The sequence below is a fragment of the Rhodococcus sp. 105337 genome (genome assembly GCF_012844225.1).
Classification (GTDB): Bacteria; Actinomycetota; Actinomycetes; order Mycobacteriales; family Mycobacteriaceae; genus Rhodococcus.
In genome coordinates, this window is record NZ_JABAGQ010000002.1 from 434,066 (window position 1) to 460,671 (window position 26,606).

General features: G+C 68.7%; 27 protein-coding genes and 2 tRNA genes. 20 read left to right on the plus strand and 9 right to left on the minus strand.

From position 1 onward, the window contains the following. The first annotated feature begins 101 nt into the window (after positions 1-101). Positions 102-1,292 carry a radical SAM family heme chaperone HemW gene (hemW, locus tag HF886_RS05750; protein ID WP_206036740.1) on the plus strand — a complete coding sequence of 397 codons (1,191 nt, stop codon included), beginning with the start codon at positions 102-104 and terminating at the stop codon, positions 1,290-1,292. A 24-nt stretch (positions 1,293-1,316) separates the two neighbouring features. Here hemW and HF886_RS05755 read toward each other — a convergent pair whose 3' ends face one another. Next, positions 1,317-1,757, minus strand: a complete 441-nt coding sequence (locus HF886_RS05755) for a type II toxin-antitoxin system VapB family antitoxin (RefSeq protein ID WP_169620322.1) — start codon at positions 1,755-1,757, stop codon at positions 1,317-1,319. A 165-nt stretch (positions 1,758-1,922) separates the two neighbouring features. Here HF886_RS05755 and hrcA point away from each other — a divergent pair, with 165 nt between their 5' ends. The 4 genes from hrcA to HF886_RS05775 are packed head-to-tail and all read left to right on the plus strand — an operon-like array spanning position 1,923 to position 5,704. After that, positions 1,923-2,969, plus strand: a complete 1,047-nt coding sequence (gene hrcA, locus HF886_RS05760) for a heat-inducible transcriptional repressor HrcA (RefSeq protein WP_169651835.1) — start codon at positions 1,923-1,925, stop codon at positions 2,967-2,969. A 59-nt stretch (positions 2,970-3,028) separates the two neighbouring features. Then, the gene (gene dnaJ, locus HF886_RS05765; RefSeq protein WP_169620321.1) at positions 3,029-4,180 is read left to right on the plus strand and encodes a molecular chaperone DnaJ; all 1,152 of its coding nucleotides are present in this window, start codon (positions 3,029-3,031) and stop codon (positions 4,178-4,180) included. A gap of 5 nt (positions 4,181-4,185) precedes the next feature. Continuing rightward, complete coding sequence (locus HF886_RS05770; RefSeq protein WP_169620320.1) at positions 4,186-4,944, plus strand: 16S rRNA (uracil(1498)-N(3))-methyltransferase; 759 nt, start codon at positions 4,186-4,188, stop codon at positions 4,942-4,944. A 10-nt stretch (positions 4,945-4,954) separates the two neighbouring features. Further along, positions 4,955-5,704: a prolyl oligopeptidase family serine peptidase gene (locus tag HF886_RS05775; protein ID WP_169651764.1), complete on the plus strand. Its 750-nt coding sequence runs from the start codon at positions 4,955-4,957 to the stop codon at positions 5,702-5,704. Here HF886_RS05775 and HF886_RS05780 read toward each other — a convergent pair. Beyond that, positions 5,641-7,299, minus strand: coding sequence for an MFS transporter (locus tag HF886_RS05780; protein WP_169651765.1), 1,659 nt, complete (start codon positions 7,297-7,299; stop codon positions 5,641-5,643). The two genes, HF886_RS05775 and HF886_RS05780, sit on opposite strands and share 64 nt — an antisense overlap. A 126-nt stretch (positions 7,300-7,425) precedes the next feature. Between HF886_RS05780 and HF886_RS05785 the strand changes: the two genes are divergently transcribed. The 5 genes from HF886_RS05785 (at position 7,426) to era (ending at position 12,177) form a co-directional block, all read left to right on the plus strand. Then, positions 7,426-8,121, plus strand: a complete 696-nt coding sequence (locus HF886_RS05785) for a TetR/AcrR family transcriptional regulator (protein WP_346765296.1) — start codon at positions 7,426-7,428, stop codon at positions 8,119-8,121. 62 nt (positions 8,122-8,183) lie between these two features. Further along, on the plus strand, positions 8,184-9,251 hold the full coding sequence (locus tag HF886_RS05790; RefSeq protein ID WP_169620316.1) for a PhoH family protein: 1,068 nt from the start codon (positions 8,184-8,186) through the stop codon (positions 9,249-9,251). Between the two features lie 79 nt (positions 9,252-9,330). Further along, positions 9,331-9,873 (plus strand): rRNA maturation RNase YbeY, encoded by a 543-nt coding sequence (gene ybeY, locus HF886_RS05795; RefSeq protein WP_169620315.1) that lies wholly within the window; start codon positions 9,331-9,333, stop codon positions 9,871-9,873. A 76-nt stretch (positions 9,874-9,949) separates the two neighbouring features. Further along, positions 9,950-11,263, plus strand: a complete 1,314-nt coding sequence (locus HF886_RS05800; protein WP_169620314.1) for a hemolysin family protein — start codon at positions 9,950-9,952, stop codon at positions 11,261-11,263. After that, a complete protein-coding gene (gene era / locus HF886_RS05805; protein ID WP_169620313.1) occupies positions 11,260-12,177 on the plus strand; it encodes a GTPase Era in 918 nt (305 codons plus the stop codon). The genes HF886_RS05800 and era overlap by 4 nt, the downstream gene beginning before the upstream one ends. Here the strand turns inward: era and HF886_RS05810 are convergent. Together HF886_RS05810 and HF886_RS05815 are read right to left on the minus strand one after the other, a co-directional pair. Further along, complete coding sequence (locus HF886_RS05810; RefSeq protein ID WP_169651766.1) at positions 12,174-12,767, minus strand: TetR family transcriptional regulator; 594 nt, start codon at positions 12,765-12,767, stop codon at positions 12,174-12,176. The genes era and HF886_RS05810 overlap by 4 nt on opposite strands. Continuing rightward, the gene (locus HF886_RS05815) at positions 12,764-14,173 is read right to left on the minus strand and encodes an amidase (RefSeq protein ID WP_169651767.1); all 1,410 of its coding nucleotides are present in this window, start codon (positions 14,171-14,173) and stop codon (positions 12,764-12,766) included. The genes HF886_RS05810 and HF886_RS05815 overlap by 4 nt, the downstream gene beginning before the upstream one ends. Before the next feature lie 124 nt (positions 14,174-14,297). Here HF886_RS05815 and recO point away from each other — a divergent pair, with 124 nt between their 5' ends. Genes recO through HF886_RS05835 form a run of 4 tightly spaced genes read left to right on the plus strand, consistent with a single transcriptional unit; the run spans position 14,298 to position 16,822 of the window. Then, positions 14,298-15,113, plus strand: a complete 816-nt coding sequence (gene recO / locus HF886_RS05820) for a DNA repair protein RecO (RefSeq protein WP_169620310.1) — start codon at positions 14,298-14,300, stop codon at positions 15,111-15,113. After that, complete coding sequence (locus tag HF886_RS05825; RefSeq protein ID WP_206036658.1) at positions 15,070-15,876, plus strand: isoprenyl transferase; 807 nt, start codon at positions 15,070-15,072, stop codon at positions 15,874-15,876. The genes recO and HF886_RS05825 overlap by 44 nt, the downstream gene beginning before the upstream one ends. Further along, on the plus strand, positions 15,873-16,295 hold the full coding sequence (locus HF886_RS05830) for a hypothetical protein (protein WP_169620308.1): 423 nt from the start codon (positions 15,873-15,875) through the stop codon (positions 16,293-16,295). Before HF886_RS05825 ends, HF886_RS05830 begins: the two co-directional genes overlap by 4 nt. Continuing rightward, a complete protein-coding gene (locus HF886_RS05835) occupies positions 16,292-16,822 on the plus strand; it encodes a hypothetical protein (protein ID WP_169651768.1) in 531 nt (176 codons plus the stop codon). The genes HF886_RS05830 and HF886_RS05835 overlap by 4 nt, the downstream gene beginning before the upstream one ends. Before the next feature lie 12 nt (positions 16,823-16,834). On the opposite strand, the gene HF886_RS05840 is transcribed toward HF886_RS05835, so the two are convergent. Next, entirely contained in the window at positions 16,835-17,263 is a 429-nt protein-coding gene (locus tag HF886_RS05840; protein ID WP_169620306.1) for a Fur family transcriptional regulator, read from the minus strand. Further along, a complete protein-coding gene (locus HF886_RS05845; protein WP_169651769.1) occupies positions 17,260-17,619 on the minus strand; it encodes a metalloregulator ArsR/SmtB family transcription factor in 360 nt (119 codons plus the stop codon). Before HF886_RS05845 ends, HF886_RS05840 begins: the two co-directional genes overlap by 4 nt. Positions 17,620-17,780: 161 nt before the next feature. Here HF886_RS05845 and HF886_RS05850 point away from each other — a divergent pair, with 161 nt between their 5' ends. Beyond that, complete coding sequence (locus tag HF886_RS05850; protein ID WP_169620304.1) at positions 17,781-19,172, plus strand: glycine--tRNA ligase; 1,392 nt, start codon at positions 17,781-17,783, stop codon at positions 19,170-19,172. Between the two features lie 132 nt (positions 19,173-19,304). Here HF886_RS05850 and HF886_RS05855 read toward each other — a convergent pair whose 3' ends face one another. Next, the gene (locus HF886_RS05855; protein ID WP_169651770.1) at positions 19,305-21,293 is read right to left on the minus strand and encodes a TPM domain-containing protein; all 1,989 of its coding nucleotides are present in this window, start codon (positions 21,291-21,293) and stop codon (positions 19,305-19,307) included. Positions 21,294-21,452: 159 nt separating this feature from the next. Between HF886_RS05855 and HF886_RS05860 the strand changes: the two genes are divergently transcribed. From HF886_RS05860 to dnaG, 3 genes are all read left to right on the plus strand, one after another. After that, on the plus strand, positions 21,453-22,073 hold the full coding sequence (locus tag HF886_RS05860; protein WP_296550222.1) for a YdcF family protein: 621 nt from the start codon (positions 21,453-21,455) through the stop codon (positions 22,071-22,073). A gap of 103 nt (positions 22,074-22,176) precedes the next feature. After that, positions 22,177-23,448, plus strand: a complete 1,272-nt coding sequence (locus tag HF886_RS05865) for a deoxyguanosinetriphosphate triphosphohydrolase (RefSeq protein ID WP_169620301.1) — start codon at positions 22,177-22,179, stop codon at positions 23,446-23,448. A gap of 60 nt (positions 23,449-23,508) precedes the next feature. Beyond that, entirely contained in the window at positions 23,509-25,422 is a 1,914-nt protein-coding gene (dnaG, locus tag HF886_RS05870; RefSeq protein WP_169651772.1) for a DNA primase, read from the plus strand. Positions 25,423-25,426: 4 nt separating this feature from the next. Here the strand turns inward: dnaG and HF886_RS05875 are convergent, their stop codons facing one another. Continuing rightward, positions 25,427-25,672 carry a hypothetical protein gene (locus HF886_RS05875; RefSeq protein ID WP_206036732.1) on the minus strand — a complete coding sequence of 82 codons (246 nt, stop codon included), beginning with the start codon at positions 25,670-25,672 and terminating at the stop codon, positions 25,427-25,429. 150 nt (positions 25,673-25,822) lie between these two features. Between HF886_RS05875 and HF886_RS05880 the strand changes: the two genes are divergently transcribed. Continuing rightward, positions 25,823-25,895, plus strand: a tRNA-Asn gene (locus tag HF886_RS05880). A gap of 184 nt (positions 25,896-26,079) precedes the next feature. Further along, a tRNA-Ile gene (locus HF886_RS05885) sits at positions 26,080-26,153 on the plus strand. Positions 26,154-26,155: 2 nt separating this feature from the next. On the opposite strand, the gene HF886_RS05890 is transcribed toward HF886_RS05885, so the two are convergent. Next, on the minus strand, positions 26,156-26,572 hold the full coding sequence (locus HF886_RS05890; protein WP_240954892.1) for a VOC family protein: 417 nt from the start codon (positions 26,570-26,572) through the stop codon (positions 26,156-26,158). Between the last annotated feature and the right edge of the window lie 34 nt (positions 26,573-26,606).

The window sequence follows — 26,606 nt, forward strand, 5'->3', positions numbered from 1 at the left end:
GGCCCGCGCGTGTCTGGGACACTGGGGGTGTGAGTACGACGGAAATCGGTGAACGCACCGCGGGAAAATCAGGTGTCGCCGATGCCGAGGACGGCTTCGCGCTGTCCGAGCACGCCCTCGAGGGAGTGGGCACCCGGCCGTTCGGGGTGTACGTCCACGTCCCCTTCTGCGCGACGCGCTGCGGCTACTGCGACTTCAACACTTACACGGCGGGTGAACTCGGCAGCGCTGCCTCGCCGGCATCGTGGCTCGAGGGCCTGCGCAGGGAACTCGCCGCCGGCGCGGAGATGCTCGGCGGCACCGGCCGGGGCGCGCCGGCCGCGCAGACGGTGTTCGTCGGGGGTGGCACACCGTCGCTCCTCGGTGCGGACGGGCTGGCAGATGTCCTCGGCGCCGTCCGGGAGTCGTTCGGTCTCGCTCCCGGTGCGGAAGTGACCACCGAATCGAATCCGGAGTCGACCTCGCCCGAATTCTTCGACCGCATCCGCGCCGCGGGATACACCCGGGTCTCGCTGGGCATGCAGTCCGCCGCGCCGCACGTGCTGGCCGTACTCGACCGCACCCACACTCCGGGACGCCCGGTCGCGGCGGCGCGGGAGGCCCGCGCAGCGGGCTTCGACCACGTGAATCTCGACATCATCTACGGCACACCGGGGGAGCGTGACTCGGACCTCGAGGCATCTCTCGACGCGGTGCTCGACGCCGGCGTCGATCATGTGTCCGCGTACGCGCTCATCGTCGAGGACGGCACCGCGCTCGCCCGGCGGGTGCGCCGGGGAGAGCTTCCCGCCCCCGACGACGACGTGCTCGCCACACGGTACGAGCGGATCGACGCACGTCTCCGGGATGCAGGCATGACCTGGTACGAGGTATCGAACTGGGCTGCCGCGCAAGACCCTTCGGCGCGCTGTGCCCACAACCTCGGCTACTGGGACGGCGGCGACTGGTGGGGAGCGGGTCCCGGCGCGCACAGTCACGTCGGCGGAACCCGGTGGTGGAACGTCAAGCATCCCGCGCGGTACGCAGGCATCCTCGCGGACGGACGTCTGCCGGTCGGCGGAAGCGAGCGCCTGAGCGCCGAGGACGTGCACACCGAAGTCGTGATGCTCGCGGTCCGGTTGAGGACCGGGTTGCCCCTCGGCGTCCTCGACGCCGGGGAGCGCGTCGCCGCCGACTCGGTGGTCGCCGACGGTCTCGCGGAGATCTCCGACGAACATCTCGTCCTCACCGACCGCGGGCGGCTCCTCGCCGACGCGGTGGTCCGGACGATCCTGCTCGGCGCCGAGGGCTGATCCCGCCCGGCGCCGAGCGCGGCGCTATTCGTCGCCGGCGTCGTCGCTCCGGTGGCGCCCGACCCCGGGCGGATTCGGCGGCGAGTCCGGCTCGCCGCCCAACGCCTCACCCGGCGCGGGGAACGGCTCCGACGGCGGGAGTTCGGCCGGCGCGTCCGGCGCGGGTGCGAGCGCGTCGTAGTCGAAGACGCGGGCGTGCAGCACCGGGCGGTTGCGCAGCGCCGACCGCACCGCGCGGTGCAACCCGTCCTCGAGATACAGCACGCCCTGCCACTGCACCGCGTGCGGGAACAGGTCGCCGTAGAAGGTCGAGTCCTCGGACAGCAACCGGTCGAGTTCGAGAACCTTGGTTGTGGTGACGATTTCGTCGAGACGCACCTGCCGCGGTGGGATTCGCGACCAGTCACGCAGCGACAACCCGTGATCGGGGTACGGCTTCCCGTCCCGGACGCCCTTGAAAATCATGCGCACACAGTACGGGTGACCCCCGCCCGGCCCTCACGGCGGTAGGCGCTGTGCTCCGGGCGAACGGCCGGCCCGGTGTGGCACGTGCCTGCACATTTCGGACACGATTAGACTGGTCCGGTACGGGACATGTAGCACGCACATGTGGAAACGGAGGTGGGCGGGTTGTCGAGCACCGAGGAACGACGATTTCAGGTCTTGCGCGCGATCGTGGCGGATTACGTGTCCACCAAGGAGCCCATCGGCTCGAAGACGCTTGTCGATCGCCACAATCTCGGTGTGTCCAGCGCGACGGTGCGCAACGACATGGCGGCGTTGGAGGCGGAGGGGTACATCACCCAGACGCACACGAGTTCGGGCCGGGTTCCCACGGACAAGGGATACCGCCAGTTCGTCGACCGCATCGCGGAGGTCAAACCGCTGTCGGCGGCCGAACGACGGGCGATCCTGCAATTCCTCGAATCCGGAGTCGACCTCGACGACGTGCTGCGACGCGGCGTACGGCTGCTGGCACAGCTGACCCGGCAGGTCGCGATCGTGCAGTACCCGACGCTGTCGGCGTCGTCGGTGCGTCACCTCGAGGTGGTCGCACTCACGCCGGCGCGGTTGCTGCTCGTGCTCATCACCGACTCCGGCCGGGTCGATCAGCGCATCGTGGAACTCGGGGATGTCATCGGCGACGAGGATCTCGCGCGACTGCGCGATCTGCTCGGTGCCGCACTCGCGGGCAAGCGCCTCGCGGCGGCGTCGATCGCCGTCACCGAACTGGCCGACGATGCGCCCGAGGACCTGCGCGACGCCGTCATCCGGTGCGCCACGATTCTCGTGGAGACCCTGGTCGAACATCCCGAGGAACGCCTCGTGCTGGGCGGCACCGTCAACCTCACCCGCAACGCCGCAGACTTCGAGGGTCACGGTCACGGGGTGCCGGGATCGCTGCGCGCGGTCCTCGAAGCCCTCGAGGAGCAGGTGGTGGTGCTCAAGTTGCTCGCCGCCAGCCAGGACGCGGGCCGGGTGACCGTCCGCATCGGGGAAGAAACGCAGGTCGAGGAGATGCGCACCGCCTCGGTCGTCTCCACCGGATACGGTGCGGCAGGCACGGTCTTCGGCGGGCTCGGGGTGCTCGGCCCCACCCGGATGGACTATCCGGGAACCATCGCGTCGGTCGCGACCGTCGCGAGATATATCGGCGAAGTACTCGGCGAGCGCTGAGCACGGTTCGACGCCGGACATTGTTCATCTGTGTAGAGAAGTAAGGACGAGAACTCAACGTGGCACGGGATTACTACGGGACGCTCGGCGTGTCCAAAGGCGCGACCGACCAGGAGATCAAACGGGCGTACCGCAAGTTGGCGCGGGAACATCACCCCGACGTGAACCCCGACGAATCCGCCCAGGTGCGGTTCCAGGAGATCTCAGCGGCGTACGAGGTGCTGTCCGACCCCGACAAACGCCGGATCGTGGATCTCGGCGGCGACCCCCTCGAGACGAGTGGCGGCGGTGGCGGCGGCTTCGGAGGCGCCGGCTTCGGTGGTGGCCTGGGCGACGTGTTCGAGGCGTTCTTCGGTGGCGGGGCCGGCGGCAGCCGTGGACCCCGCGGCCGCGTGCAGCCCGGCGCCGACTCCCTGCTGCGTACGCGTCTGACCCTCGAGGAATGCGCGCGCGGTGTCACCAAGAGCGTCACGGTCGACACGGCCATCCTGTGTGACGAGTGCACCGGTTCCGGCACCCACGGCGATTCGAAGCCCGTGCGATGCGAGACGTGTGGTGGCGCCGGCGAGGTCCAGTCGGTGCAACGGTCCTTCCTCGGGCAGGTCATGACCTCGCGCCCGTGCCCGACCTGCCGCGGAGCGGGTGAGACCATCCCAGATCCGTGCCGCAAGTGCGGTGGCGACGGCCGGGTCCGGGCTCGTCGCGAGATCACGGTCAAGGTGCCGGCGGGCGTCGGCAACGGAATGCGCATCCGCCTCGCGGCGCAGGGCGAGGTCGGCCCGGGCGGCGGCCCCGCGGGTGACCTGTACGTCGAGGTCATCGAGCAGCAGCACGAGGTGTTCGTGCGCGACGGCGACGATCTGCACTGCACCGTTCGTGTGCCGATGGTCGACGCGGCACTCGGCACGTCGGTGACTCTCGAGACCATTCTCGACGGGCCCACCGAGATCGCGGTCGCCCCGGGAACCCAGCCCGGCTCCGTCACGGTGCTGCGCGGGCACGGCATGCCGAAACTCCGGTCCGGCACACGCGGTGACCTGCACGCTCACCTCGAGGTGGTCGTACCGTCGCGGCTCGACAGCAAGCAGACCAAGCTGCTCGAAGAACTGCGCCGGAACAACGAGCGTGACCACGCCGAAGTGGTGACCAACGGTTCGCAGCACTCCGGTGGGTTGTTCTCCCGCCTGCGCGACGCGTTCAGCGCCCGCTAGCCGCCGTGGCCGCCACCCTGTTCTATCTCGATCCGTTGCCCGAGCCCGGTGAGATCGCCGTGCTCGACGGCAAGGAGGGTCGGCATGCCGCGACGGTTCGCCGCATCTCCGTCGGGGAGCCACTCGTGTTCTCCGACGGGCGGGGCGGCGTCGCCGAGGTAGAAGTCACCGCCGCGGCGAAGGACAGGCTCGAAGCGGTTGTGCGCGCACGGCGCACGGTTCCCGCGTCGCGGCCCGCTGTGACCGTCGTCCAGGCGCTGCCGAAATCGGACCGTTCCGAACTTGCTGTCGAACTCGCGACGGAAGCCGGTGTCGACGCGATCGTGCCGTGGCAATCGGCGCGCTGTGTCGCTCGGTGGGATGCCAAGGCGGACAAGGGTGTTGCCCGGTGGCAGGCTGTCGCGGTGGCGGCTGCGAAACAGTCCCGTCGTGCTTACGTGCCGCAGGTGGCGGCTCTGCACCGGACCGCGGACGTGCTCGAGCGGGTGCGGGAGACCGTCGCGAGCGGGGGTGTGGTGGCCGTTCTCCACGAGTCGGCGACCACCCCGTTCGCGGACCTGCCCCTGCGCGATGCCGGCGATGTGATCCTGGTGGTCGGTCCGGAAGGCGGACTCGACGACACGGAAGTGCGGGCACTGGTCGAGGCAGGTGCGGTCGCGGTGTCGCTCGGCCCGACTGTGCTGCGCACCTCGACGGCCGCGGCGGTCGCGCTCGGCGCCATCGGGGTCCTCACCGGCCGCTGGCACGATCAACCGCTGCACTAGCGTTTTCGCCATGTCCCGCACGCGAATCCCTTACGGTCCCGGCCCCGAACAGTTCGGTCATCTCTATCTCCCCGAGGCCGCGAACGGCCCCGTGCCCGTGGTGATGGTCGTGCACGGCGGGTACTGGAGCGGTCGGTACGGGCTCAATCTCGGTACCCCGATCGCACTGGAGCTGTCCCGCCACGGGGTGGTCGCGTGGAACGTGGAGTACCGCAGGATCGGGGCGGGCGGCCGCTGGCCGGAGATGTCCGCCGACATCCTTGCCGCGTACCACGCCATACCCACCCTGGTCGCGGAGTGTGCCGAAAAGTCGGGTGTCGCAGTCGACTTGGACCGCGTGCGTATCGTCGGACACTCGGCCGGCGGTCAACTCGCCGTCTGGCTCGCGGCCCAGCCCGTCACCCCGCGACCGCAACTGGTGGTCGCGCAGGCAGGTGCGCTCGACCTGGCGTCGGCGGGGGAACGCGGGCGCAGGATCGACTACATCGAGGACCTCTTCGGGATGCAGTACGACGAGGATCCCGCGCTGTACCGGTCGGCGTCGCCGATGCACTGCGTTCCGATCGGTGTGCCGGTCGCCGTCGTGCACGGAAGCGAGGACGCCCAGGTTCCCGTTTCCGTTGCGACTCGCTACGAGAAGGCTGCCCGTGCCGCCGGAGACGACGTGACCTTGCACGTCGTCGACGGCGAGGATCATTACGCGTTTCTGGACAAGACCTCGCGATCCTGGGCGTTGTCGCGGGAACTGCTCACGGCCTGATCCGGTCCGGCCGGTTCTGCTCGGCGGGGAAGAAGCGCGATCACCAGAGCCGCCCCGATCGCGAGGACGACACCGCTGACCAGGCTGCCCACCCCGACCGCATGGGAGAACGCCGCTCCCGACGCCTCGAGCAGCGGCTCGGTGTACGACGACGTGATCGGGTTCTTCGCCAGTTCCTCCGCGACAATCGCAGCGCCACCGACGGAATCGCCCGCGGCCTCGACGGCCTCGGCGGCGCGCGCGGCCATCGGGCCCGTGACCTCGCTCAGCGGCAGACCGTCGAGGAACTCGGAGATGCCGCGGTGGTACGAGGCGGCGAGCACGGATCCGAGCAGCGCGATACCCAGCGAGCCGCCGAACTCGACGGCCGTGTCGTTCAGGCCTCCCGCCGCACCGAGTTCCGACTCCGGGAAGCCGCCCATGATGAGGTCGGTGGCCGGCGGCGTGGCAACTCCGATGCCCACGCCGAGCAACAGCAGCGAGGCAAGGAACGGGCCGTATCCGGACGCCGGGTCGAAGACGGCCAGGACGAGAACACCTGCCGCGGCCAGGAGCAGGCCGCCGCCCACGGCGACACGTTCTCCGCAGCGGGGAGCCACCCGGCTGCTCAGCGCGGCGCCCAGCGATACCGCCACGGCGAGGGGAAGCAGCCGAAGCCCCGTCTCGAGTGGTCCGTATCCGAAGACGAACTGGAATTGCTGCGCCACGAAGTAGATCGCACCGAACGTGGCGAAGAAGAGCAGCAGCACGGAGATACTCGCGCCTCCGACTGCGCGGTCGGCGACCCGTCGCAGGTCGAGCAGCGGCTGGGGGTGCCGGAGTTCCCAGGCGACGAACACCGCGGCGGCGATGGATGCAGCGAAGAACGCGACCAGCACCGTGGGGTGCAGACCGGCGTGGGCGCCCTCGATGATGGCGTAGACGAGACCGCCCACCGTGACGATGGACAGGGCGCCACCGACCCAGTCGGTGCGCTCGAGATCCGCCGCTCTGGACGCCGGGACGAGCGCAACCGCGGCAATCGCTGCGGCGGCGGCGATCGGGACGTTGATGAGGAACGTCGAGCCCCATCCGTGCGATTCGAGCAGCCAGCCCGCCAGCAGGGGGCCGAGGGCGATGGCGAGCCCGGACGTCGCGGCCCACACGGCGATCGCGCGGGCGCGTTCGTGGCCGGGGAACATGGCGACCAGGAGAGACAGCGTGGCGGGCATGATCACCGCCGCGCCGACGCCCATCACGATCCGCGCGGCGATCACGTCGAAGGCCGAGCCGGCGAGACTGCCGTACACGGCACCTGCGGCGAAGACCGCCAAGCCGGCGAGCAGGGCGCGTCGCCGGCCGAACCGGTCGCCGAGCACGCCGCACAGCAGCATGAGCGCGGCGTACGGGACGGTGTACCCGTCGATGATCCACTGCATGTCGGCGCTGGTGAGGTGCAGATCTCGCAGCATGCTCGGTGCTGCGACGATCAGGGCCGTGTTGGCCATGACCACGATGAGCAGGCTCAGGCACAGCACTCCGAGACCCGCCCACCGCAGGCGATAGGGAGCCTCGGCTCCGAGAGTGCGGCCGGTCCCGGCAACGGGTGCGGACATGGTTCCTCCTGCGTCGGCGTCGCGGGACGCTCTATTTGCACAGCCGTGTGCAACCTAGTTATTTGTACACGGCTGTGCAAGTAGACTGGAAGCTCGAGTGGGAGCCGGGGAAAGAGGTTGAACAGCGTGGAGGATTCGGCCGGACGGCCGCGGACGCGAGCGAATGCCAACCGGGGCCGCATCCTCGACGCCGCGATGACGTGCTTCGCCGCGGACCCCGACGCCAGCATGGACGACGTCGCGCGTGCCGCCGGCGTGGTGCGCCGGACGGTGTACGCCCACTTTCCCAACCGCGAAGCGCTCGTCGACGGTCTCTCCGACGAAGCGTCGGCCGCGCTCGCGGACGCTCTCGACCACCCCGAACCCGACGATCCCGCGGTCGCCCTCGCGGTCGGGGCCCTGCGCACGTGGCCGGTCGGCGACCGCTTCCGGATGCTGCTGTCGTTCGCCCGCAAAGAAGTCGGCGACCACCGGATCGCCGAACTCATCGCTCCGGTGCGAACCCGGACGGTCGACGTCGTCGAACGCGGACGTGACTCCGGCCTCTTTCCCGCCTACCTGCCCACGGCGGTACTCGTCGGGATGATGGAGGGGCTGACCATGTCCGTGCTGGAGCAAGCCAACTTCGGGTTGGTCCGCGACGACGGCGAGAGCATGGCTCTCGGCGTTCTCGTGCTGGCAGGAGTGCCCGTCGACCGGTCGCCGGACGTGCTCGACGACGCGCGCCGGTGGGTGGTGAGCGCTCACGGGAGAGACGATCGGCGCGGTGACCCGCGCGGCACGGAAATCAATGCCGTGAAGGGTGCCAACGCACAGCGCTAGACTGGTGCGGACACGACGACCGTCGTGCCGGAGCTGAACGGAAAGCAGGCCGTACCGTCCACGTGAGTCAACCAGACCGCACCCGCGACCCTGAGAACATCGAACCCACTCCGGTTCGGTCCAGCCTGGACCTTCCGCCGGACGTAGCTGCGCCTCTTCTCGGCGCGACGGACGAGAACCTCATCGCCCTCGAAAGTGCCCTGGCCGCGGATATCCATGTGCGCGGCAACACTGTCACCCTGAGCGGCAGCCCCGCCGACGTCGCCCTCGCCGAACGCGTATTCGGCGAACTCGTGACGATCGTGCGCCGCGGCCAGACCCTCGGCCCCGATGCCGTCCGCCGCACCGTCGGCATGCTCACCCAGGGGCTGTCGGAGTCACCGGCCGACGTCCTGAGCCTCGACATCCTGTCCCGGCGGGGTAAGACGATCAGGCCCAAGACGCTCAACCAGAAGCGCTACGTCGACGCAATCGACTCCCACACCATCGTGTTCGGGATCGGTCCTGCCGGCACCGGCAAGACGTACCTGGCCATGGCCAAAGCCGTGCAGGCGCTGCAGACAAAGCAGGTCAACCGCATCATTCTCACCCGGCCTGCGGTGGAAGCCGGGGAGCGCCTCGGATTCCTGCCGGGCACCCTGCACGAAAAGATCGACCCGTATCTGCGGCCCCTGCACGACGCGCTGCACGACATGATGGACCCCGAGGCCATCCCGAAGCTCATGCAAGCCGGAGTGATCGAGGTCGCGCCGCTCGCCTACATGCGAGGACGCACGCTCAACGACGCGTTCATCATTCTCGACGAGGCGCAGAACACCACCGCCGAGCAGATGAAGATGTTCCTCACCCGGCTCGGATTCGGGGCCAAGATCGTCGTGACCGGCGACGTCACCCAGATCGATCTGCCGGGCGGTGCCCGGTCCGGTCTCGCGGCCGCGACCGAGATCCTCGAGGGCATCGACGACATCCACTTCGCGCGACTCGACAGCAGCGACGTGGTGCGCCACCGTCTCGTCTCCGACATCGTCGACGCCTACGGGCGTTTCGAGGCGGCCCGAGAGGACGGCTCCGGCCAGGGCAACCGCGCCCAGCGCCGCGCCGCATCGCAGCAGCGGGTGCCGCGCCGGTGACGGCCGCCCCACCCCCCGTCCAGTCCGCAGTGCAGAAGGCCGTCGTGCAGAAGGCCGTAGTGAAGAAGGATCGACACCGATGAGCATCGAGATCTCGAACGAATCAGGGATGGAGGTCTCCGAGGAAGACCTCCTCGACGTAGCCCGTTTCGTGATCGCCCGGATGGATGTCCATCCCGCGGCGGAACTGTCGATGGTCCTCGTCGATTCCGACACGATGGCCGACCTCCACATGCGCTGGATGGATCTGCCCGGCCCGACCGACGTGATGTCGTTCCCCATGGACGAACTCGAGCCCGGCGGTCGGCCCGACGCGCCCGAGCCCGGGCCGGCGATGCTCGGCGATATCGTGCTGTGCCCGCCGTTCGCGGCCGAGCAGGCCGAGAAGGCGGGCCACCCGGTCGCGCACGAACTCGCGCTGCTCACCGTGCACGGAATGCTCCATCTCCTCGGATACGACCACGCCGAACCGGACGAGGAGAAGGAGATGTTCGCACTGCAGAACCAGCTCCTCACCGAGTGGTACGAGGAACTGCGCCGAGCCGAGGAGCAGGCGCGCCTCGCGGAACGGGACCGGAGCCTGCTGGGCAAGGCCGGCTTCGTCGACACTCCCGAATCATGACGGGGGACGATAGACCCGGCGGCAGCCGACGTCGTCGACGTGTAGGGATCGAGTCCGTTCGGGGAGGTCGGACCGCGTGAGCACACTGACACTCGTCGTTCTCGCCGTCGTACTCGTGATCCTCGGCGGGTTGTTCGCCGGACTCGACTCCGCCCTCAACACCGTCTCGCACGCGCGCGTCGAAGAACTCGCCAAGGACGGCCGAGGCGGCGCGCAGCGCCTGCTCGGAATCCTCGACGACCGGCCCCGCTATGTGAATCTTTCGGTGCTGCTCCGCATCCTGTGCGAGATCGCCGCGACCGTCGTCCTCGCGGGCGCGCTGCTCGACGTCTTCGACAGGACGTGGGCGCTGGTCGTTGCCGCTGCCGTCATGGTGATCGTGGACTACGTCGTGATCGGCGTCGGCCCCCGCACGCTCGGGCGACAGCACGCGTACCCACTCGCTCTGGCCGCCACCGTCCCGTTGCGGATGCTCGGTGTCCTGCTCGGACCCGTCAGCCGCATCCTCATTCTCGTGGGTAACGCGGTCACCCCGGGCCGGGGATTCCGCAACGGCCCGTTCGCGAACGAGATCGAACTGCGCGAACTCGTCGATCTCGCGCAGGCGCGCGGTGTGGTCGCCGACGAAGAGCGCCGGATGATCCAGTCGGTCTTCGATTTCGGCGACACCACGGCCCGCGAAATCATGGTGCCCCGGCCCGAGATGGTGTGGATCGAGGAGACCAAGTCGGCCGGTCAAGCCACGTCCCTCGCCGTCCGCAGCGGACACTCCCGCATCCCGGTGATCGGTGAGAACGTCGACGACATCCGCGGCGTCGTGTACCTCAAGGACCTGGTCAAGCGGACGTACTACTCCAACGACGGCGGCCACAGCGTCTCGGTCGCCGACGTCATGCGTCCGGCCGTGTTCGTTCCGGACTCCAAGCGCCTCGACGACCTGCTGTCGGACATGCAGCGCGACCGCAACCACATGGCGGTGCTCGTGGACGAATACGGCGGCATCGCCGGTCTCGTCACGATCGAAGACGTCATCGAGGAGATCGTCGGTGAGATCGCCGACGAGTACGACACCGCGGAGATTCCCGACGTGGAGGATCTCGGCGACGGGACCTTCCGCGTGTCCCCGCGGCTTCCCGTCGAAGATCTCGGGGAACTGTTCGACACCGAGATCGACGACGACGAGGTCGACACCGTCGGCGGGTTGCTCGGCTACGAACTGGGCCGCGTCCCGCTGCCCGGGTCCGAGGTCACCACGCACGGGCTCATCCTGCGCGGTGAGGGCGGCCCGGACGTGCGCGGGCGGGTGCGGGTGAGCACCGTCTTCGTACAGCGGGCGCCCGAACCCGAGAGCAACGACACCAGCACGGACACCACCGAGGAGCACGCATGACCGACCCCGACTTCCGTTCCGGCTTCATCTGTTTCGTCGGCCGGCCGAACACCGGAAAGTCGACGCTGACCAATGCGCTCGTCGGCAGCAAGATCGCCATCACGTCGTCGCGGCCGCAGACCACGCGGCACACGATTCGCGGGATCGTGCACCGCGACCACGCGCAGTTGATCCTCGTGGACACTCCGGGCCTGCACCGTCCGCGGACCCTGCTCGGCCAGCGGCTCAACGACCTTGTGCGCGATACGTATTCCGAAGTCGACGCCATCGGCATGTGCTTCCCGGCGGACGAGAAGATCGGCCCCGGCGACCGGTGGATCCTCGAGCAGGTGCGGCACGTCGCGCCGAAGACCCCGCTGATCGGGATCGTCACCAAGATCGACAAGGTCGGTAAGCAGCAGGTCGCCGCACAGCTCCTGGCCGTGTCGAAACTGCTCGGCGACAACGCCGACGTGGTGCCGGTGTCGGCGACCTCCGGTGAGCAGGTGGAGGTGCTCGTCGACGTGATCGCGTCGAACATGGAGAAGGGTCCCGCCTTCTACCCGGACGGCGAACTCACCGACGAACCCGAAGAAACCCTCATGGCCGAGCTCATTCGCGAAGCTGCCCTCGAGGGTCTCGGCGACGAACTGCCGCACTCGCTCGCCGTGGTGATCGACGAGGTCGTCGAACGCGAGGGTCGCACCGAGAAGCAGGGCCCGATGCTCGACGTGCACGCTGTGCTCTACGTCGAACGTCCCAGCCAGAAGGGCATCGTGATCGGTAAGGGCGGTGCGCGCCTCCGTGAGGTGGGGACCGCAGCCCGCACACAGATCGAGAAACTGCTCGGTGTGAAGGTCTACCTCGACCTCCACGTCAAAGTCGCCAAGGACTGGCAGCGAGACCCGAAACAGCTGGGCCGCCTCGGTTTCTAGCCCGTACCGGGGTCCGGATCCCGGTGCTCTGGCGTACCGGACTGCCGGAGAAGGAGCAGCACCGCGCCGGCCAGATCGGAACCCCCACCCGTCGACAAGCGCCGGAGTTGCAGCCCCGCAATCGTCGCGACGAGCGTGGGGGTGAGGGTCTCGGCGCGGGGTATGCCCAGTTCGGTCAAGATGGTGAAGGTCAGCGCGTCGTAGGCGCGCCAGCACTCGTCGGCGGCGGCGCGCAGATTCGGGTCGCGGCCGGCCTGGACGTACAACTCGAACGGTGCGATCCGTTCTGCGGAGAAGGCCAGACTCTCGGCCACCTGCTCGGTCAGGGTCGCCGCATCCTGCACCGAAATCTCCTTGCCGCGATACGAATCCGCGATCTCCCGCAACCTCGTGGTCTCTTCGCGGGCGAAGTGAGTCAGTGCGGCGCGCAGCAGGTCTTCCTGGGTGGGGAAGTGGTACGTGATCGAGCCCAGCGACACCTGGGCACGAGACGCGATGCGGCGGTTCGTGACTCCGGCGATCCCGTCGGTGCCCACGAGGTGGAGGGTCGCATCGATGATGCGTGACCGCACGGAGGAAGACTCGGTCACCACCACGGCTCCGGGGTGCGCTCGTGCCAGCGCAGAACCGACTCGAGTTGCGACGCAAGGGAAACCAGCAGCGGCTCGGAGTCCTCGGAACCGAGGAGCTGAGCGCCCACGGGAAGACCCTCGTCGGTGAATCCGGCCGGGACACTGATCCCCGGCCAGCCCAGTACGTTCCACGGCCACGCGCACGGGCACGCGGCCGTGATGACCTTGTCGGTGGCCCACCCGCCGATGTCGTCGATCGCGTTCACCGGCAGCGGAGGTGTCGCCGTCGTCGGAGTGACGACGACATCGAACCGGTCGAAGATCCGGCCGACTCGCCGGCGGAGGTGAGGCTCCGCGCCCCGTGCCGCGCGCAGGGGCGCACCGTGGAGCATCCGCCCGGTACGTGCGTTGGCGCGGGTCCGCACATCGGCCAGGGCCGGGTCCGGCAGTCGGTGGAGCCAGTCCTCGATCCCGGCCATCGAGCGGGGCAGGAAGCTGAGGCCGAACAGGATCCCGTAGTCGGGATCGGCGAGAGTGACGTCGTGACCGAGGTCGCGCAGGGTGGCGGCGAACGCGGCGAGCCGGATACGCACCCGCGGATCGAGGCGGGTCGGTGTCGCCGTGAACGGAAGCTTCAGCGACAGAGCGATCTTCAGTCTGCCGGGGTCGCGCCCCACCGCATCGGACACGGTGATCTTCTCCCGAGTGTGGCGGTCGCCGGGGTGGTTTCCCGAGACGACGTCCAGCAACAGCGCCGCGTCGGCGACCGTCCGGGCCAGCGGGCCGTGGGTGGTCAGGCCCTGGAAGGCCTCCGCGTCGGGCCACATGGAGATCCGGCCGCGCTGCGGTTTGATGCCCACCAGATTCGACCACGACGCGGGGATACGGACCGATCCGGCGCCGTCGGAGCCCAGTGCTGCGGGAACGAGTCCTGCGGCGACGGCAGCGGCGCTGCCACCCGACGAACCACCGGGGGTGTGGTCACGCGACCACGGGCTGCGGGTGTGACCGAACGCGTCGCCGCCGGTGAGGGGCCACTGACCGAGTTCGGGGGAGTGCGTCTTGCCGACGATGACCGCTCCGGCGTCGCGCAGACGGCGCACCACCTCCGCGTCGTGTTCCTTGACGGCGAACGTGCCCGCGCATCCGAACATCGTCGTCTCACCCGCGATGTCGGTGTCGTCCTTGATCGCGACGGGCACTCCGAGCAGCGCGCGACGGTCGCCGGCCGCAAGGCGGCGGTCCGCGTCTGCGGCTTCGGACAGCGCACTGTCGTGCCGGACGACCCGGAAGGCGTTCAACTCTGCCTGCGACGCGTCTATCCGGTCCAGGGCGGTGCGCACCAGGTCGTGCGAGGTGACGGTGCCGTTCGCGAGGTCGTTCGCGGTATCGGCGAGACCCCGGGGGCGGGCAGGCGCGCTCATCGTTCTCCCTCACTGTTCGTTCGAACGAACGATAACGTGTTCTCGTTTCGACGTCGAGGGTTTTCCCGTGGCCGGAGTCGGCGGTGCAGTGCCGCGTGTCGTGGCGACGTGAAACACTCGGGTGGTGAGGCTGTATCGGGACAACGCGGTGGTGCTGCGCCAGCACAAGCTGGGCGAAGCCGACCGCATCGTCACACTGCTCACCCGCCGCTACGGCCTCGTCCGCGCCGTCGCGAAGGGAGTGCGCCGAACCCGGTCGAAGTTCGGGGCCCGGCTCGAGCCCTTCGCGCACGTCGATGTGCAACTCCACCCCGGACGCAGTCTCGACATCGTCACCCAGGTGCAGACCCTCGACGCCTTCGCGGTCGGCATCGTCGACGACTACTCCCGCTACACCACCGCGTGCGCCATTCTCGAGACCGCCGAGCGGCTCGCCGGCGAAGAGCGGGCACCTGCCCCGCGCCTGCATGCCTTGACCGTCGGGGCGCTGCGCGCGGTGTGCGACCACACCCGCCCACCCGAATTGATTCTCGACGCGTACCTCCTGCGCGCGATGGCCTACGCCGGATGGGCGCCCGCGATCACGCACTGCGCGCGATGCGACCGGCCCGGTCCGCACACCGCCTTCCATGTCGCTGCCGGCGGCGCCGTGTGCGTGCACTGCCGTCCCCCCGGCGCGGCGACGCCCGCTCCCGCCGTCTTCGCCTTGCTCGACGCGCTCGCCCACGGCCGGTGGGCCGAGACGGAAGCAACCGAGGCCGGAGTCCGGAGCCAGGCCAGCGGGCTCGTCGCCGCGCACCTGCAATGGCATCTCGAGCGTCAACTGCGATCCTTGCCCCTGGTCGAACGCGGCGGCACCTACGTGGCCGAACGGGGCGGTTCGGGCGTCAGGCAGGATGGGACCCGTGATTCGACGACGCGCCCCACACCCATCGCCTGATCGCGCGATCCGGCCGCCCGACCCGCACCCGTCGGGGGCCACGCCGCCCATCCTCCAACCCGAGTTGATTCCGCGGCACGTCGCGCTGGTGATGGACGGAAACGGGCGCTGGGCGCAGGAACGTGGACTGCCGCGCACCGCGGGTCACGAACGCGGTGAAGAAGTCCTGATGGACACCGTGTGCGGGTGCATCGAGATGGGCATCACGTGGCTGTCGGCCTACGCGTTCTCCACCGAGAACTGGAAGCGCAGCCCCGACGAGGTTCGCTTCCTCATGGGCTTCAACCGCGACGTGATCCGTCGTCGCCGCGACGAGATGCACGAGATGGGTGTCCGCGTGCGGTGGGCCGGGCGTCGTCCGCGGTTGTGGCGCAGCGTCATCAAGGAACTCGAGGCCGCGGAGGAACTGACCCGCGACAACACTGTGATGACTCTCACGATGTGCGTCAATTACGGTGGTCGCGCCGAGATCGCCGACGCGGCCAGGGAAATCGGACGGCGGGTCGCGGCGGGGGACCTCGATCCGGAACGCATCACCGAGGCCACCATCGCGCGATACCTCGACGAACCCGACATGCCCGATGTCGACCTGTTTCTCCGGCCGTCGGGGGAGCAGCGCACGTCGAACTTCCTGCTGTGGCAGTCCGCGTACGCAGAACTGGTCTTCCAGGACAAGATGTTCCCCGACTTCGACCGTCGCGACCTGTGGGCCGCCTGTGTCGAGTACGCCTCGCGCGACCGCCGGTTCGGAGGTGTGAAATGACCGCGCTGAGAGACCGGATTGCCGCGGCGCTGACGCCGTTCGTCCAGTTGCGGACTCCCGGTGCCGAGGACAACGGAGACGGGTCGTTCGGATTCGACTACGGCGCCGTCCCGTTCGCACTGCAGGTCGTCACCCTCACCGAGGGACTGGACGTGGTGTCGCTGACCGGCGTGCTCGCGTGGGATCTCCCACTCGGCGACGAGGTGCGCAACCGCGTCGCCACCGCCGCCGAGGCGCTGCAGTTCGGTTCCATCCACGTCATCGAACGGGAGTCCGTCGCGGACGTGATCGTCCGCTACTCGTTCCCCGCCACCGGGCTCGAGGATTCTCCGCTGACCACCATGCTGCTGCTCGTCCTCGACGGAGTGGCCGAAGCCCGCGAGAACGTCGCGGGCACATCCGGAACGGGGAACGCATGACCGGCGACGCGGGTACCGGCGAGGAACAGTGGGACCTCGCGGTGGCGACCACCGGCGACGACGCGCTGCGCGACCTGGTGATCCGCACGCTGGCGCAGGCGATGGACGACGCACCCGAACCCGACGAGGACGGTGACGTTCCGATCTGGATCGAGGACGTGCCGACGTTCGCGACCGCCGATGCGGAAGGGGGTGTCGTGCACCTGGCGACGTTCCTGGCCGAGAACATCGCGGACCGGGCGCGCGCCGCCGAGGTGCTCACCGACCTGCAACTCGAGTTCCCCGAGTTCAAGTTCGTTCTGCACCACGACCGGGTCACTGCCGAGCAGCGTGTCGCTGCGTGCCCGCTCGTGCCGCTGCACCTGTTGCGCGCCGTGGGCGCCGTGGTTCCGCTCGTCGGGCAGGTGCGTGCGCTGGCCGACAGGCTCGGCGGCGATGCATGCGTGTTCGACGGGCCCGCGGACACCGTGGCCGGTGAGAACCTGCTCGGCGGGGACTGCGGGTGCGGTAACTGCACCTGCGGCTGACCTACCCGCTCGTCACGCCCTCGCCAGTGCGCAGTCGCGGCAGGTTCCGAAGATCTCGACCGTGTGGCTGACGTCGTCGAACCCGTGCGTGTCGGCGACCTCGTGCGACCAGCGCTCGACTTCGGGCCCGTCGACCTCGACGGTGAACCCGCAGTGGCGGCACACGAGGTGATGGTGGTGTCCGGAGGAACAGCGGCGGAACAGCGATTCGCCCGAGTCGGTGCGGAGCACGTCGACGCTGCCCGTCTCGGCGAGGGACTGCAGGGTTCGATAGACGGTGGTCAGACCGATCCCGTGCCCGCGCTTGCGCAGTTCGTCGTGCAGGTCCTGTGCGGAACGGAACTCTTCGGTGTTGTCGAGCAGATCCACGATCGCGCTGCGTTGTCTGGTCGAGCGCACCCCCACCAGGGGCTTGCGTGCGGAGGTCACTACGGTCGTCATCCTTCCTGAGCGTGCGCGACAGCGTCGATGACGATGTGAGCGAGGTGGTCGTCGGCCAGGCGGTAGAGAACTTCGCGGCCGGTGCGGTCGCCCCGCACCACGCCTGCGGTCTTGAGAACGCGCAGGTGCTGGCTGATCAGAGGCTGGGTCACGCCGAGTGCGCCGACGAGTTCGTGGACGCACCGCGCGGATTCGCGCAGTTCGAGCACGATGGCGATGCGGACCGGTGCCGAGAGTGCGCGGAGCAGTTCGCCCGCGGCGACGAGCGTGTCGTGCGAGACCGGCGGGTGCGCCGGCGTTGCGCGGGGGGTCTCGTTGTCCGTGCGGCACTCGTCGTGACCGGCGTCGACACTCACGGGACTCCTCGCGCTCTCGGGGCTTATTGCAAACCGATACCATTTTGATATGCATGGATGTGCATGTCAACCGCCAGGAATTCGTCGCCGTGGCGGGGAGCGATAGTCTAAGTAGTCGACGCAAGCTGCGAAAACCCGCATCGAAGATGGAGAGAATCCGAGTGGCACCCAAATCCAAGATCGATACCGTCGCCAACCTCGCCAAGCGCCGAGGACTGGTCTACCCCTGTGGTGAGATCTACGGCGGCACCAGGTCGGCCTGGGACTACGGGCCGCTCGGTGTCGAGCTCAAGGAAAACATCAAGAAGCAGTGGTGGCGGAACATGGTCACCAGCCGCGACGACGTCGTCGGCCTCGACTCGTCGGTGATCCTCCCGCGCCAGGTGTGGGTCGCATCCGGCCACGTCGGCGTGTTCAACGACCCGCTCGTCGAATGCCTGAGCTGTCACAAGCGCCACCGCCAGGACCACCTGCAGGAGGCGTACGCCGAGAAGCACAAGCTCGACGACCCCGACGCCGTTGCGATGTCGGAGATCGTGTGCCCGGACTGCGGCACCAAGGGCCAGTGGACCGAGCCGCGCGACTTCAACATGATGCTCAAGACCTACCTCGGTCCGATCGAGAGCGAAGAGGGCCTGCACTACCTGCGCCCGGAGACCGCTCAGGGCATCTTCGTGAACTTCGCGAACGTGCTCACCACGTCGCGCAAGAAGCCGCCGTTCGGCATCGGCCAGATCGGCAAGAGCTTCCGCAACGAGATCACCCCCGGCAACTTCATCTTCCGCACCCGCGAGTTCGAGCAGATGGAGATGGAATTCTTCGTCAAGCCCGGCGAGGACGAGGAATGGCACCAGTACTGGATCGACTACCGGATGGACTGGTACACCGGGCTGGGCATCAACAAGGACAACCTGCGCCTGTACGAGCATGCGCAGGAGAAGCTGTCGCACTACTCGAAGCGCACCGTCGACATCGAGTACCGCTTCCACTTCCAGGGCAGCGAATGGGGTGAGCTCGAGGGCGTCGCCAACCGCACCGACTTCGACCTGTCGACGCACTCGCAGCATTCGGGCACCGACCTGAGCTACTTCGACCAGACGACGAACGAGCGCTACACGCCGTACGTCATCGAACCCGCAGCCGGCCTCACCCGTTCGCTCATGGCGTTCCTCGTCGACGCCTACACCGAGGACGAGGCACCCAACGCCAAGGGCGGGGTCGACAAGCGCACGGTGTTGCGGCTGGACCGCCGCCTCGCGCCCGTCAAGGCCGCCGTGCTGCCGCTGAGCCGCAACTCCGATCTGAGCCCCAAGGCCAAGGATCTCGCCGCCCAGTTGCGCCAGCACTGGAACATCGAGTTCGACGACGCCGGCGCCATCGGCCGCCGTTACCGTCGTCAGGACGAGATCGGCACGCCGTTCTGCATCACCGTCGACTTCGACACCCTCGAGGACCACGCGGTCACCATCCGCGAGCGCGACTCGATGGCGCAGGAGCGCGTCGCACTCGACCAGGTCGAGGGTTACCTCGCGCAGCGCCTGATCGGCTGCTGATCGGTCGATCCGACTCTCACTCGACTCGCCGGCCCTCCCGTATCACGGGAGGGCCGGCGAGTCTTTGTGAACTCGGGTGAGTTGTTGCCCGCTGAGCGGGCATTTTCCCACCAGGGTTTTACCTGTGCGGCGTCAGAACCTGCCGCCGCTCGACCCGCCGAATCCGCCTCCGCCGCCCCCGAAGCCGCCGCCTCCGAAGCCGCCGCCGTGCCCGCCGCCCCCGAGCACGCTGTTGATGAGGATGCCGCCCAGCACGGCACCGGCGATGTTGCCTCCCGACGAACCGCCACCGCGCGGCGGGTTGCGACGTTCCCACGACTCGACATCCCGGCGTGCGGCGCTCAAGGCGCGGGACGCGAGAGCCGACGCCGTCTGGGCGTGCTGCAGCGCCTGGGCTGCGTCCGCCGACGCCAGCTGCCGGGCCGCGTCCAGATGGCGCTGCGCCTCCGACAGCCTCGTGCGTGCCTCCGCGCCGACGACGCCGCGTCGCGTGCCGATGAAATCGGATGCGGCGGTGACCTGTGCCTGGGCGGCGGTCAGATCCTGCTCGAGCCGCCGGCGGGCCCGCGCTTCCTCCTCTCGAGCCGCGCGGGTCTGCGCCCGCAGGGCATCGAGGCGCGCGTCGGTTTCCACGACCCGCGTGAAACTTCCCAGCGGGTCGGTGTGCTGCGCGGCCCGTGCATGCTCGAGTGCCTCCTGGGCGGCTCGGCGCGCTTCGGCGAGTTCCGGGCCACCTGCGGCAACGAGCCCTTCGGCGTCGGCAATGCCTTGCGCCGCATCTTCCATGGCAGCCGGAAGAGTCGCGATCGCGTGGCGGATGTCCTCCGCGGCGTGCTCGACACCGTCGAGGAGCGTTGCCGCGTGTCCGAGTGCGCGTTCGGACTCGCGGATCGCGCGGACCGCGTCACCTTGCTCACCCGCCGGACGCGACACCGCGACCCGGCCTTCATCGATGGCCTTCTCGGCGTACTCGATCTCCTCGACCGCGAGCGACACGTTGTCCTTGACGGGCGCGAGCGCCTCCGCCGGGAATTCTTCGGTCAGCTGCGCGAGAGCGGCCTCGCCCTGCGGGATACGTGCCCGCAGGCCGATGGCGCGCTGTGTCAGTGCGTCGAGCCGGTCGGGAGCGTCGAGCAACAGGTCCCGCATCCGGTCGAACGCCTCCACCTGCGCGTCGAGCTCGCGGTCGGCCTGCCCGCACGACGAGACGAGCTGCACCAGCATCTCGCGCTGTTGCTCCGGGGTCTCCGGGATGTCGTCGTCGAGACGCTGCCGGATCTCGAACGCGTTCGCGAGCGCGGCCTGCGCCTGCCGGTACGCCCGGTCGAACGGCTGAACTGCCGTGTCGCCGAATTCGCCGCGCGCCAGCTCGAGTGCTTCCGAACTCGAGCGCACTGCGTTGTCCGTCTCCACCAGTACCTTCTGGGCATGCAGCTCGAGACCCTCGAGCGGGAGCGCGGCCAGTGCGCCGGTATCGGCGGGATCGATCGCCGCTGCACGCGCGGCGGCCGTCTCGGCACGCTTGCGCTTGGACCGCCGCGAATATGCGTAGACGCCGCCGGCACCCGCGGCGATCACGCCGCCACCGACGAGCAGTGTCGTGGTGGGCGCGCTCGAGGGCGTCAACGCGGCATCGAGGCCGTCCGCCGCGGCCACGGCGGCGCCCGCCCAGTCACCGGTGCGCAGCGCGGGCGTGATGTCGTTCGAGCTGATGCGGTTGCGTTCCGACTGGGAAATATCCGATCCGTTCGGGGTCCACAACGCGAACTCGCGGTCGTCGGTGGCGACGGCGAGCAGGGCGGTGTCCGGACCGAAGTTGCTGGCCCGCGCGGTCGCCTGCGCCCAGGCGTCGTAGTTCTGGCCGTCGAAGGTCGACACATACGTGACCCACAGTTGCAGGCGGTGCTCGTCGTACAACGTGTCCACCGCCTGCTGGATGCGTGCGACGTCGTCGGCATCGAGGACTCCGGCGCTGTCGCTGATCGGTGACTGGAGTCGTGACGGGGGCTCGGCCGACGCCGCGACGGGCATCAGCAGCCACGCGGTCGCGGCGAGCAGGAGGGGTAGCAGCGCGGGCACGATCCGGGCGGGACGTCGGCGCGGGGACGATGCGTGGGGCATGACAACGAATCTAGTGGTTCGCGGGAACGAAGCACGGTCGGCGCGTCGCCCTGCTTCGTTCCCCGCGTCCACTGGCAGACTTGAGGGGTGAGTACCGCATCCCACCCCAGGGTCCCCGCGCCAGGCCGCGCCGAGGACGATCTCGGCACGGGCGCCCGCATCACCCGGTGGCTGAGGCGACTGGTGGTCGGTGCGCTGCTCGCCGCGATCCTCGTCGTCGGCGGAACGGCGATACGGGTGTGGCAGGTCGCCCGCATCGACGACAGGACGCCCGCCGACGCCATCGTCGTGCTCGGCGCCGCCCAGTACTCCGGCACACCGTCGTCGGTGTTCGAAGCACGACTCGAGCAGGCACTCAAGCTGTACGAGGCAGGGGTGTCGCCGATGATCGTCACCGTCGGTGGCAAGCAGGAAGGCGATCTGTTCACCGAAGCGGCCGCGGGCAAGAACTATCTCGTCTCCCGGGGCGTGCCCGCGGAGGCGATCATGGCGGTGGAAGAGGGATCCGACACGCTGCGCAGCGTAGAAGCCGTGAGCAGGGACATGGGCGAGCTGGGGTTGTCGTCGTCGGTGCTGGTGAGCGATCCGTGGCATTCGCTGCGCACCCGGACCATGGCCCGCGACTCGGGTCTCGACGCATGGACCGCGCCGACCCGTCAGGGCCCGGCAGTGTTCACCCGCAACTCGCAGTTTCACGCGATCGCCCGCGAAACGGGCGCGTTGATCTGGTACCAGATCACCCATTTCTCCGCGGACTTCCCGTACACAGCAGAGCAGTGACCGCGGGTGGGAGGCCGAGATGGTGAAGGACGAAGATATGGGTAGGCGTACATGTGAGTAGGGGCCGGGGGACGTACGGCCGGTGCGACGAAGGACGGATCTGATGCAGGGCTACAGCGAACACGATCTGGAGCGGCGTGTCGCCGAACCGCCGAAGCGCTCGGCGTTGATCGGTGCTGAACGGGCCGCCGCCGACCGCACCGCATTCGCGCGCGACCGCGCGCGGGTCCAGCACTCCGCTGCCCTGCGCAGGCTGGCCGACAAGACTCAGGTCGTCGGCCCTCGCGACGGTGACACTCCGCGCACCCGGCTCACGCACTCGATGGAGGTCGCGCAGATCGGCCGCAGCATCGCGGAGGGAATCGGCGCCGACGCCGATGTCGTGGACCTCGCGGGACTCGCCCACGACATCGGGCACCCGCCGTACGGGCACAACGGAGAGCGCGCCCTGGACGCGGTGGCGGCGCCGTGCGGAGGATTCGAAGGGAACGCGCAGAACCTGCGCATCCTGACGTGCCTGGAGCCCAAGGTTCTCTATCCGGACGGCACGAGCGCCGGCCTGAACCTCACCCGCGCCGCCCTCGACGCGACGCTCAAATATCCGTGGACGCGGCCGTCTCCGGGCGCGAAGTTCGGCGCGTACGACGACGACGTCGAAGTGCTGACGTGGGTGCGGGAGGGCGCGCCGGATCGCCGCAAATGCCTCGAGGCGCAGATCATGGACTGGTCCGACGACGTCGCGTACTCGGTGCACGACGTCGAGGACGGCGTCATCGACGGCCGAATCGACCTGCGGGTGCTCGGCGACGCGGACGCAGTGTCCGCGCTCATCGAACTGGGCATGCGCGAATTCTCCGATCTCGTCCCCGACGAACTCACCGAAGCAGCGAAACGATTGTCGGAGATGCCCGTCGTGATCGACGTCGGAACCTTCGACGGCACCCTGGCCAGTTCCGTCGCTCTCAAACGGCTCACCAGCGAACTCGTCGGCCGATACGCCACCGCCGCGATCCTGGGAACGCGGGAGGTCACCGGTGACCAACCCGTCACGAGATACGACGCCGACCTGGTGATTCCGCCCGTGGTCGCCGCCGAGGTGGCCTTGCTCAAGACGATGGCGCTGCAGTTCGTCATGTCCGACCGCGTGCACCGCACCCGGCAGGAGGCGCAGCGCGAGCGGATCCACCGCGTCGCGGAATGGCTGCTGCGGACGGCGCCGGTGGGCCTCGATCCGTTCTTCGCCGCGGCGTGGAAAGACGCACCCGACGACGCGGCGCGGGTGCGCGTGGTGGTCGATCAGATCGCGTCGTGCACCGAATCCCGGCTCGAGCGCATCGACCGGGACAGCCTCGCCGCGCAGGCCAGCTGGGGGTAGCACCGCGACGCGGGACCACCGCTGCGGGCGGCGGCGGCCGAGCGGCTTAGAATCGACGTCGTGGCCGGCCGAATTTCAGACAGAGACATCGCGGCCATTCGCGACCGCGCCCGCATCGAAGACATCGTCGGTGAATACGTCGCACTCAAGCGAGGCGGCGCCGACTCCCTGAAGGGGCTGTGCCCGTTCCACGACGAGAAGTCGCCGTCGTTCCACGTGCGGCCCAACCACGGGCACTTCCATTGCTTCGGGTGCGGGGAGGGTGGCGACGTCTACTCGTTCCTGCAGAAGATCGAACACGTCAGTTTCGTCGAAGCCGTCGAGCAACTCGCGGAGCGCGTGGGCTACACCCTCAACTACGAAGGCGGCGGGCCGTCGGTCCAGCGCGACCGCGGTACCCGTGCCCGCCTCGTCGCCGCGAATGCCGCCGCCCAGGAGTTCTACGCCGAGCAACTGCGCACCCCGGGTGCCCAGGCGGCGCGCGACTACCTCACCGAGCGCAACTTCGACAGCGCCGCCGCCGAGACGTTCGGCTGCGGCTTCGCGCCCGCCGGATGGGACCTGCTCACCAAGCATCTTCTCGGTCGGGGGTTCGAGTTCGCAGAACTCGAGGCGGCCGGACTGTCGCGGGAGGGGCGCCGCGGACCCATCGACCGGTTCCACCGGCGACTGTTGTGGCCGATCCGCAATCTCTCCGGTGACGTCATCGGGTTCGGGGCGCGACGGCTGTACGACGACGACCAGATCACCGCGAAGTACATGAACACGCCGGAGACGCAGCTGTACAAGAAGTCTCAGGTGCTGTTCGGGTTGGACCTCGCGAAGCGCGAGATCGCCAAATCACACCAGGCGGTGATCGTCGAGGGTTACACCGACGTCATGGCCATGCATCTCGCCGGCGTGAAGACCGCCGTGGCCGCGTGCGGAACCGCCTTCGGCGACGAGCACCTGGCCATGCTGCGCCGCCTGCTCATGGACGACAGCTATTTCCGCGGCGAGGTCATCTACACCTTCGACGGTGACGACGCCGGCCGAGCCGCCGCGATGAAAGCATTCGAGGGCGACCAGAAGACGGCGGCGAAAACCTACGTCGCGATCGCCCCCAAGGGCATGGATCCCTGCGAACTCCGGCAGGAGTCCGGTGACGGCGCCGTGCGCGATCTCGTCGCCCGCAGGACTCCGATGTTCGAGTTCGTGGTGAAATCTATTCTCTCCGAACACAATCTGGACAACGCGGAGGGAAGGGTCGAGGCACTGCGCCGCTGCGTTCCGGTGGTCGCGCAGATCAAGGACCGCACCTTGCGCGACAACTACTCGGTGCAACTCGCGCACTGGGTGGGCTGGGACGACATTCCCGCGGTGCGACGCCGGGTGCAGGACGAAGCGCGGCGAGGTGCCCGCGCACCGGAAACGAAGTCCCGGGCCGGAGTCACCGTGGCGCCCCAGGCGCCCGCGTCGGCGTTGCGCCGCCCCCGCCCGAACGACCCGTCCCTGTGGCCGCAACGTGATGCGCTCAAGGCCGCCCTCCAGTACCCGGGCATTGCCGGAACCGTATTCGATTCGCTGCCCAAGGAGACCTTCACCGATCCGGCGTACGCAGCGGTCCGTACAGCGGTCGCTGCCGCGGGCGGCACCGGTTCGGGTATGGGTGGCGGCGAGTGGGTCGACGCGGTCGGCCGGGCAGCGAAGGACCCCGTCGCGCATTCGCTGGTGATGGAACTCGCAGTCGAGCCGATACCGGCCGAGGAAGACCGCATTCCGCGCTACATCGGCGGCGTGCTGGCACGCCTGCAAGAAGTGTGGGTGGGGGAGCAGGTCGCGGAACTGAAGTCGAAGTTGCAGCGCATCTCGCCCGCCACCGAATCGGACGAGTTCCACGCGCTGCTCGGCGACCTCATGGCACTCGAGCAGTACCGGCGGAGCTTGCTCGACCAGGCCATCGGCGATACGAGCGGCGACGGCCTGGCCGGCTGAGCAGCTACTTCTTGAGCTGATCCCGCGGGATCATGATCGTCGTGTGCTCGTCGATCGGCTTCATCGGCTCGAGCTTCGGCTGAGGGCTCAGCGAGTCGGCGAGCTTCTGTCGTCCCACCTCGATCGCCTTCTTGGTGACCGGGCTCCCCGCCACCGCCCTCGCGGTCTTGCTGATCTGCTCGTATCGGGCACGACCCGCTTTGGTGCCGAGCACATAGCCCGCTGCGACTCCGACCAACAAACCCATCAATGTGCTGTCCTTCCACCCGTGGCTGCGCGTCTGTTCCATCCTGCCTGATCTTGGCCCGGACGCGCACTGTGCAGGCGATTTGGCACCGCGGCGGGTTGAGCGCTATGGTTTTCCACGCACCGGGGGAAACCGCGGAGCACCGCAGGACAATCCCCTGTAGCTCAATTGGCAGAGCATTCGACTGTTAATCGAACGGTTGCTGGTTCGAGTCCAGCCGGGGGAGCGCTTGAAATCCTCCCACCCGTCACAGGGTGGGAGGATTTTTCGTTTGTGGCCTGGGGCACCGGTCGGTGTGACGGTCGTGACACAACTGCGTCACCCCGTCTCGATTCGGCGGTGCCGCCCCAGGTACCATTCCGGAGCGCTGTCCGATGCGGCAGTGTTCTGCGGCGACCCGTCGCCGCGGAGGGGCGGTAGCTCAGTCGGTTAGAGCCGTGGACTCATAATCCATTGGTCGCGGGTTCGAGCCCCGCCCGCCCCACCTCAGACCGCGTCGAGGGCCGGTTGCTCGACGGCTTCGAAACCGTTCCCGTCCTGATCGCGGAACGTGAACATCGGTGGTACGCCGTCCCAGAGGAGCAGTTCACCGACGACGACGTCGCGCTCCCGTAGTTGCGTGTGCAGCGCTGCGGCATCGGACGTGGTGAGCCTGATTCCGGTCTCGATGCCCGCAGGAGTGCCGTCGCCGGCAGGAACCAGTGCGATCGTTGTGCGAGCATCCGGTGGCGCGACGATGATCCAGCGACCCCCGAGTTGTTCGAGCGGTACGTCCATTCGTGTCTCGAAGCCGAGTGTGTCGACGTAGAACGCGAGTGCGCGGTCTTGGTCGGTGACCGGTACCCCGATCGTCATCACGTCGATGAATGCGCTCCCGGTGTCTTCCATGATCAGGTCCTTCATCTCGGAAACGTTGTCGAGTGGGTCGACTCGTCGC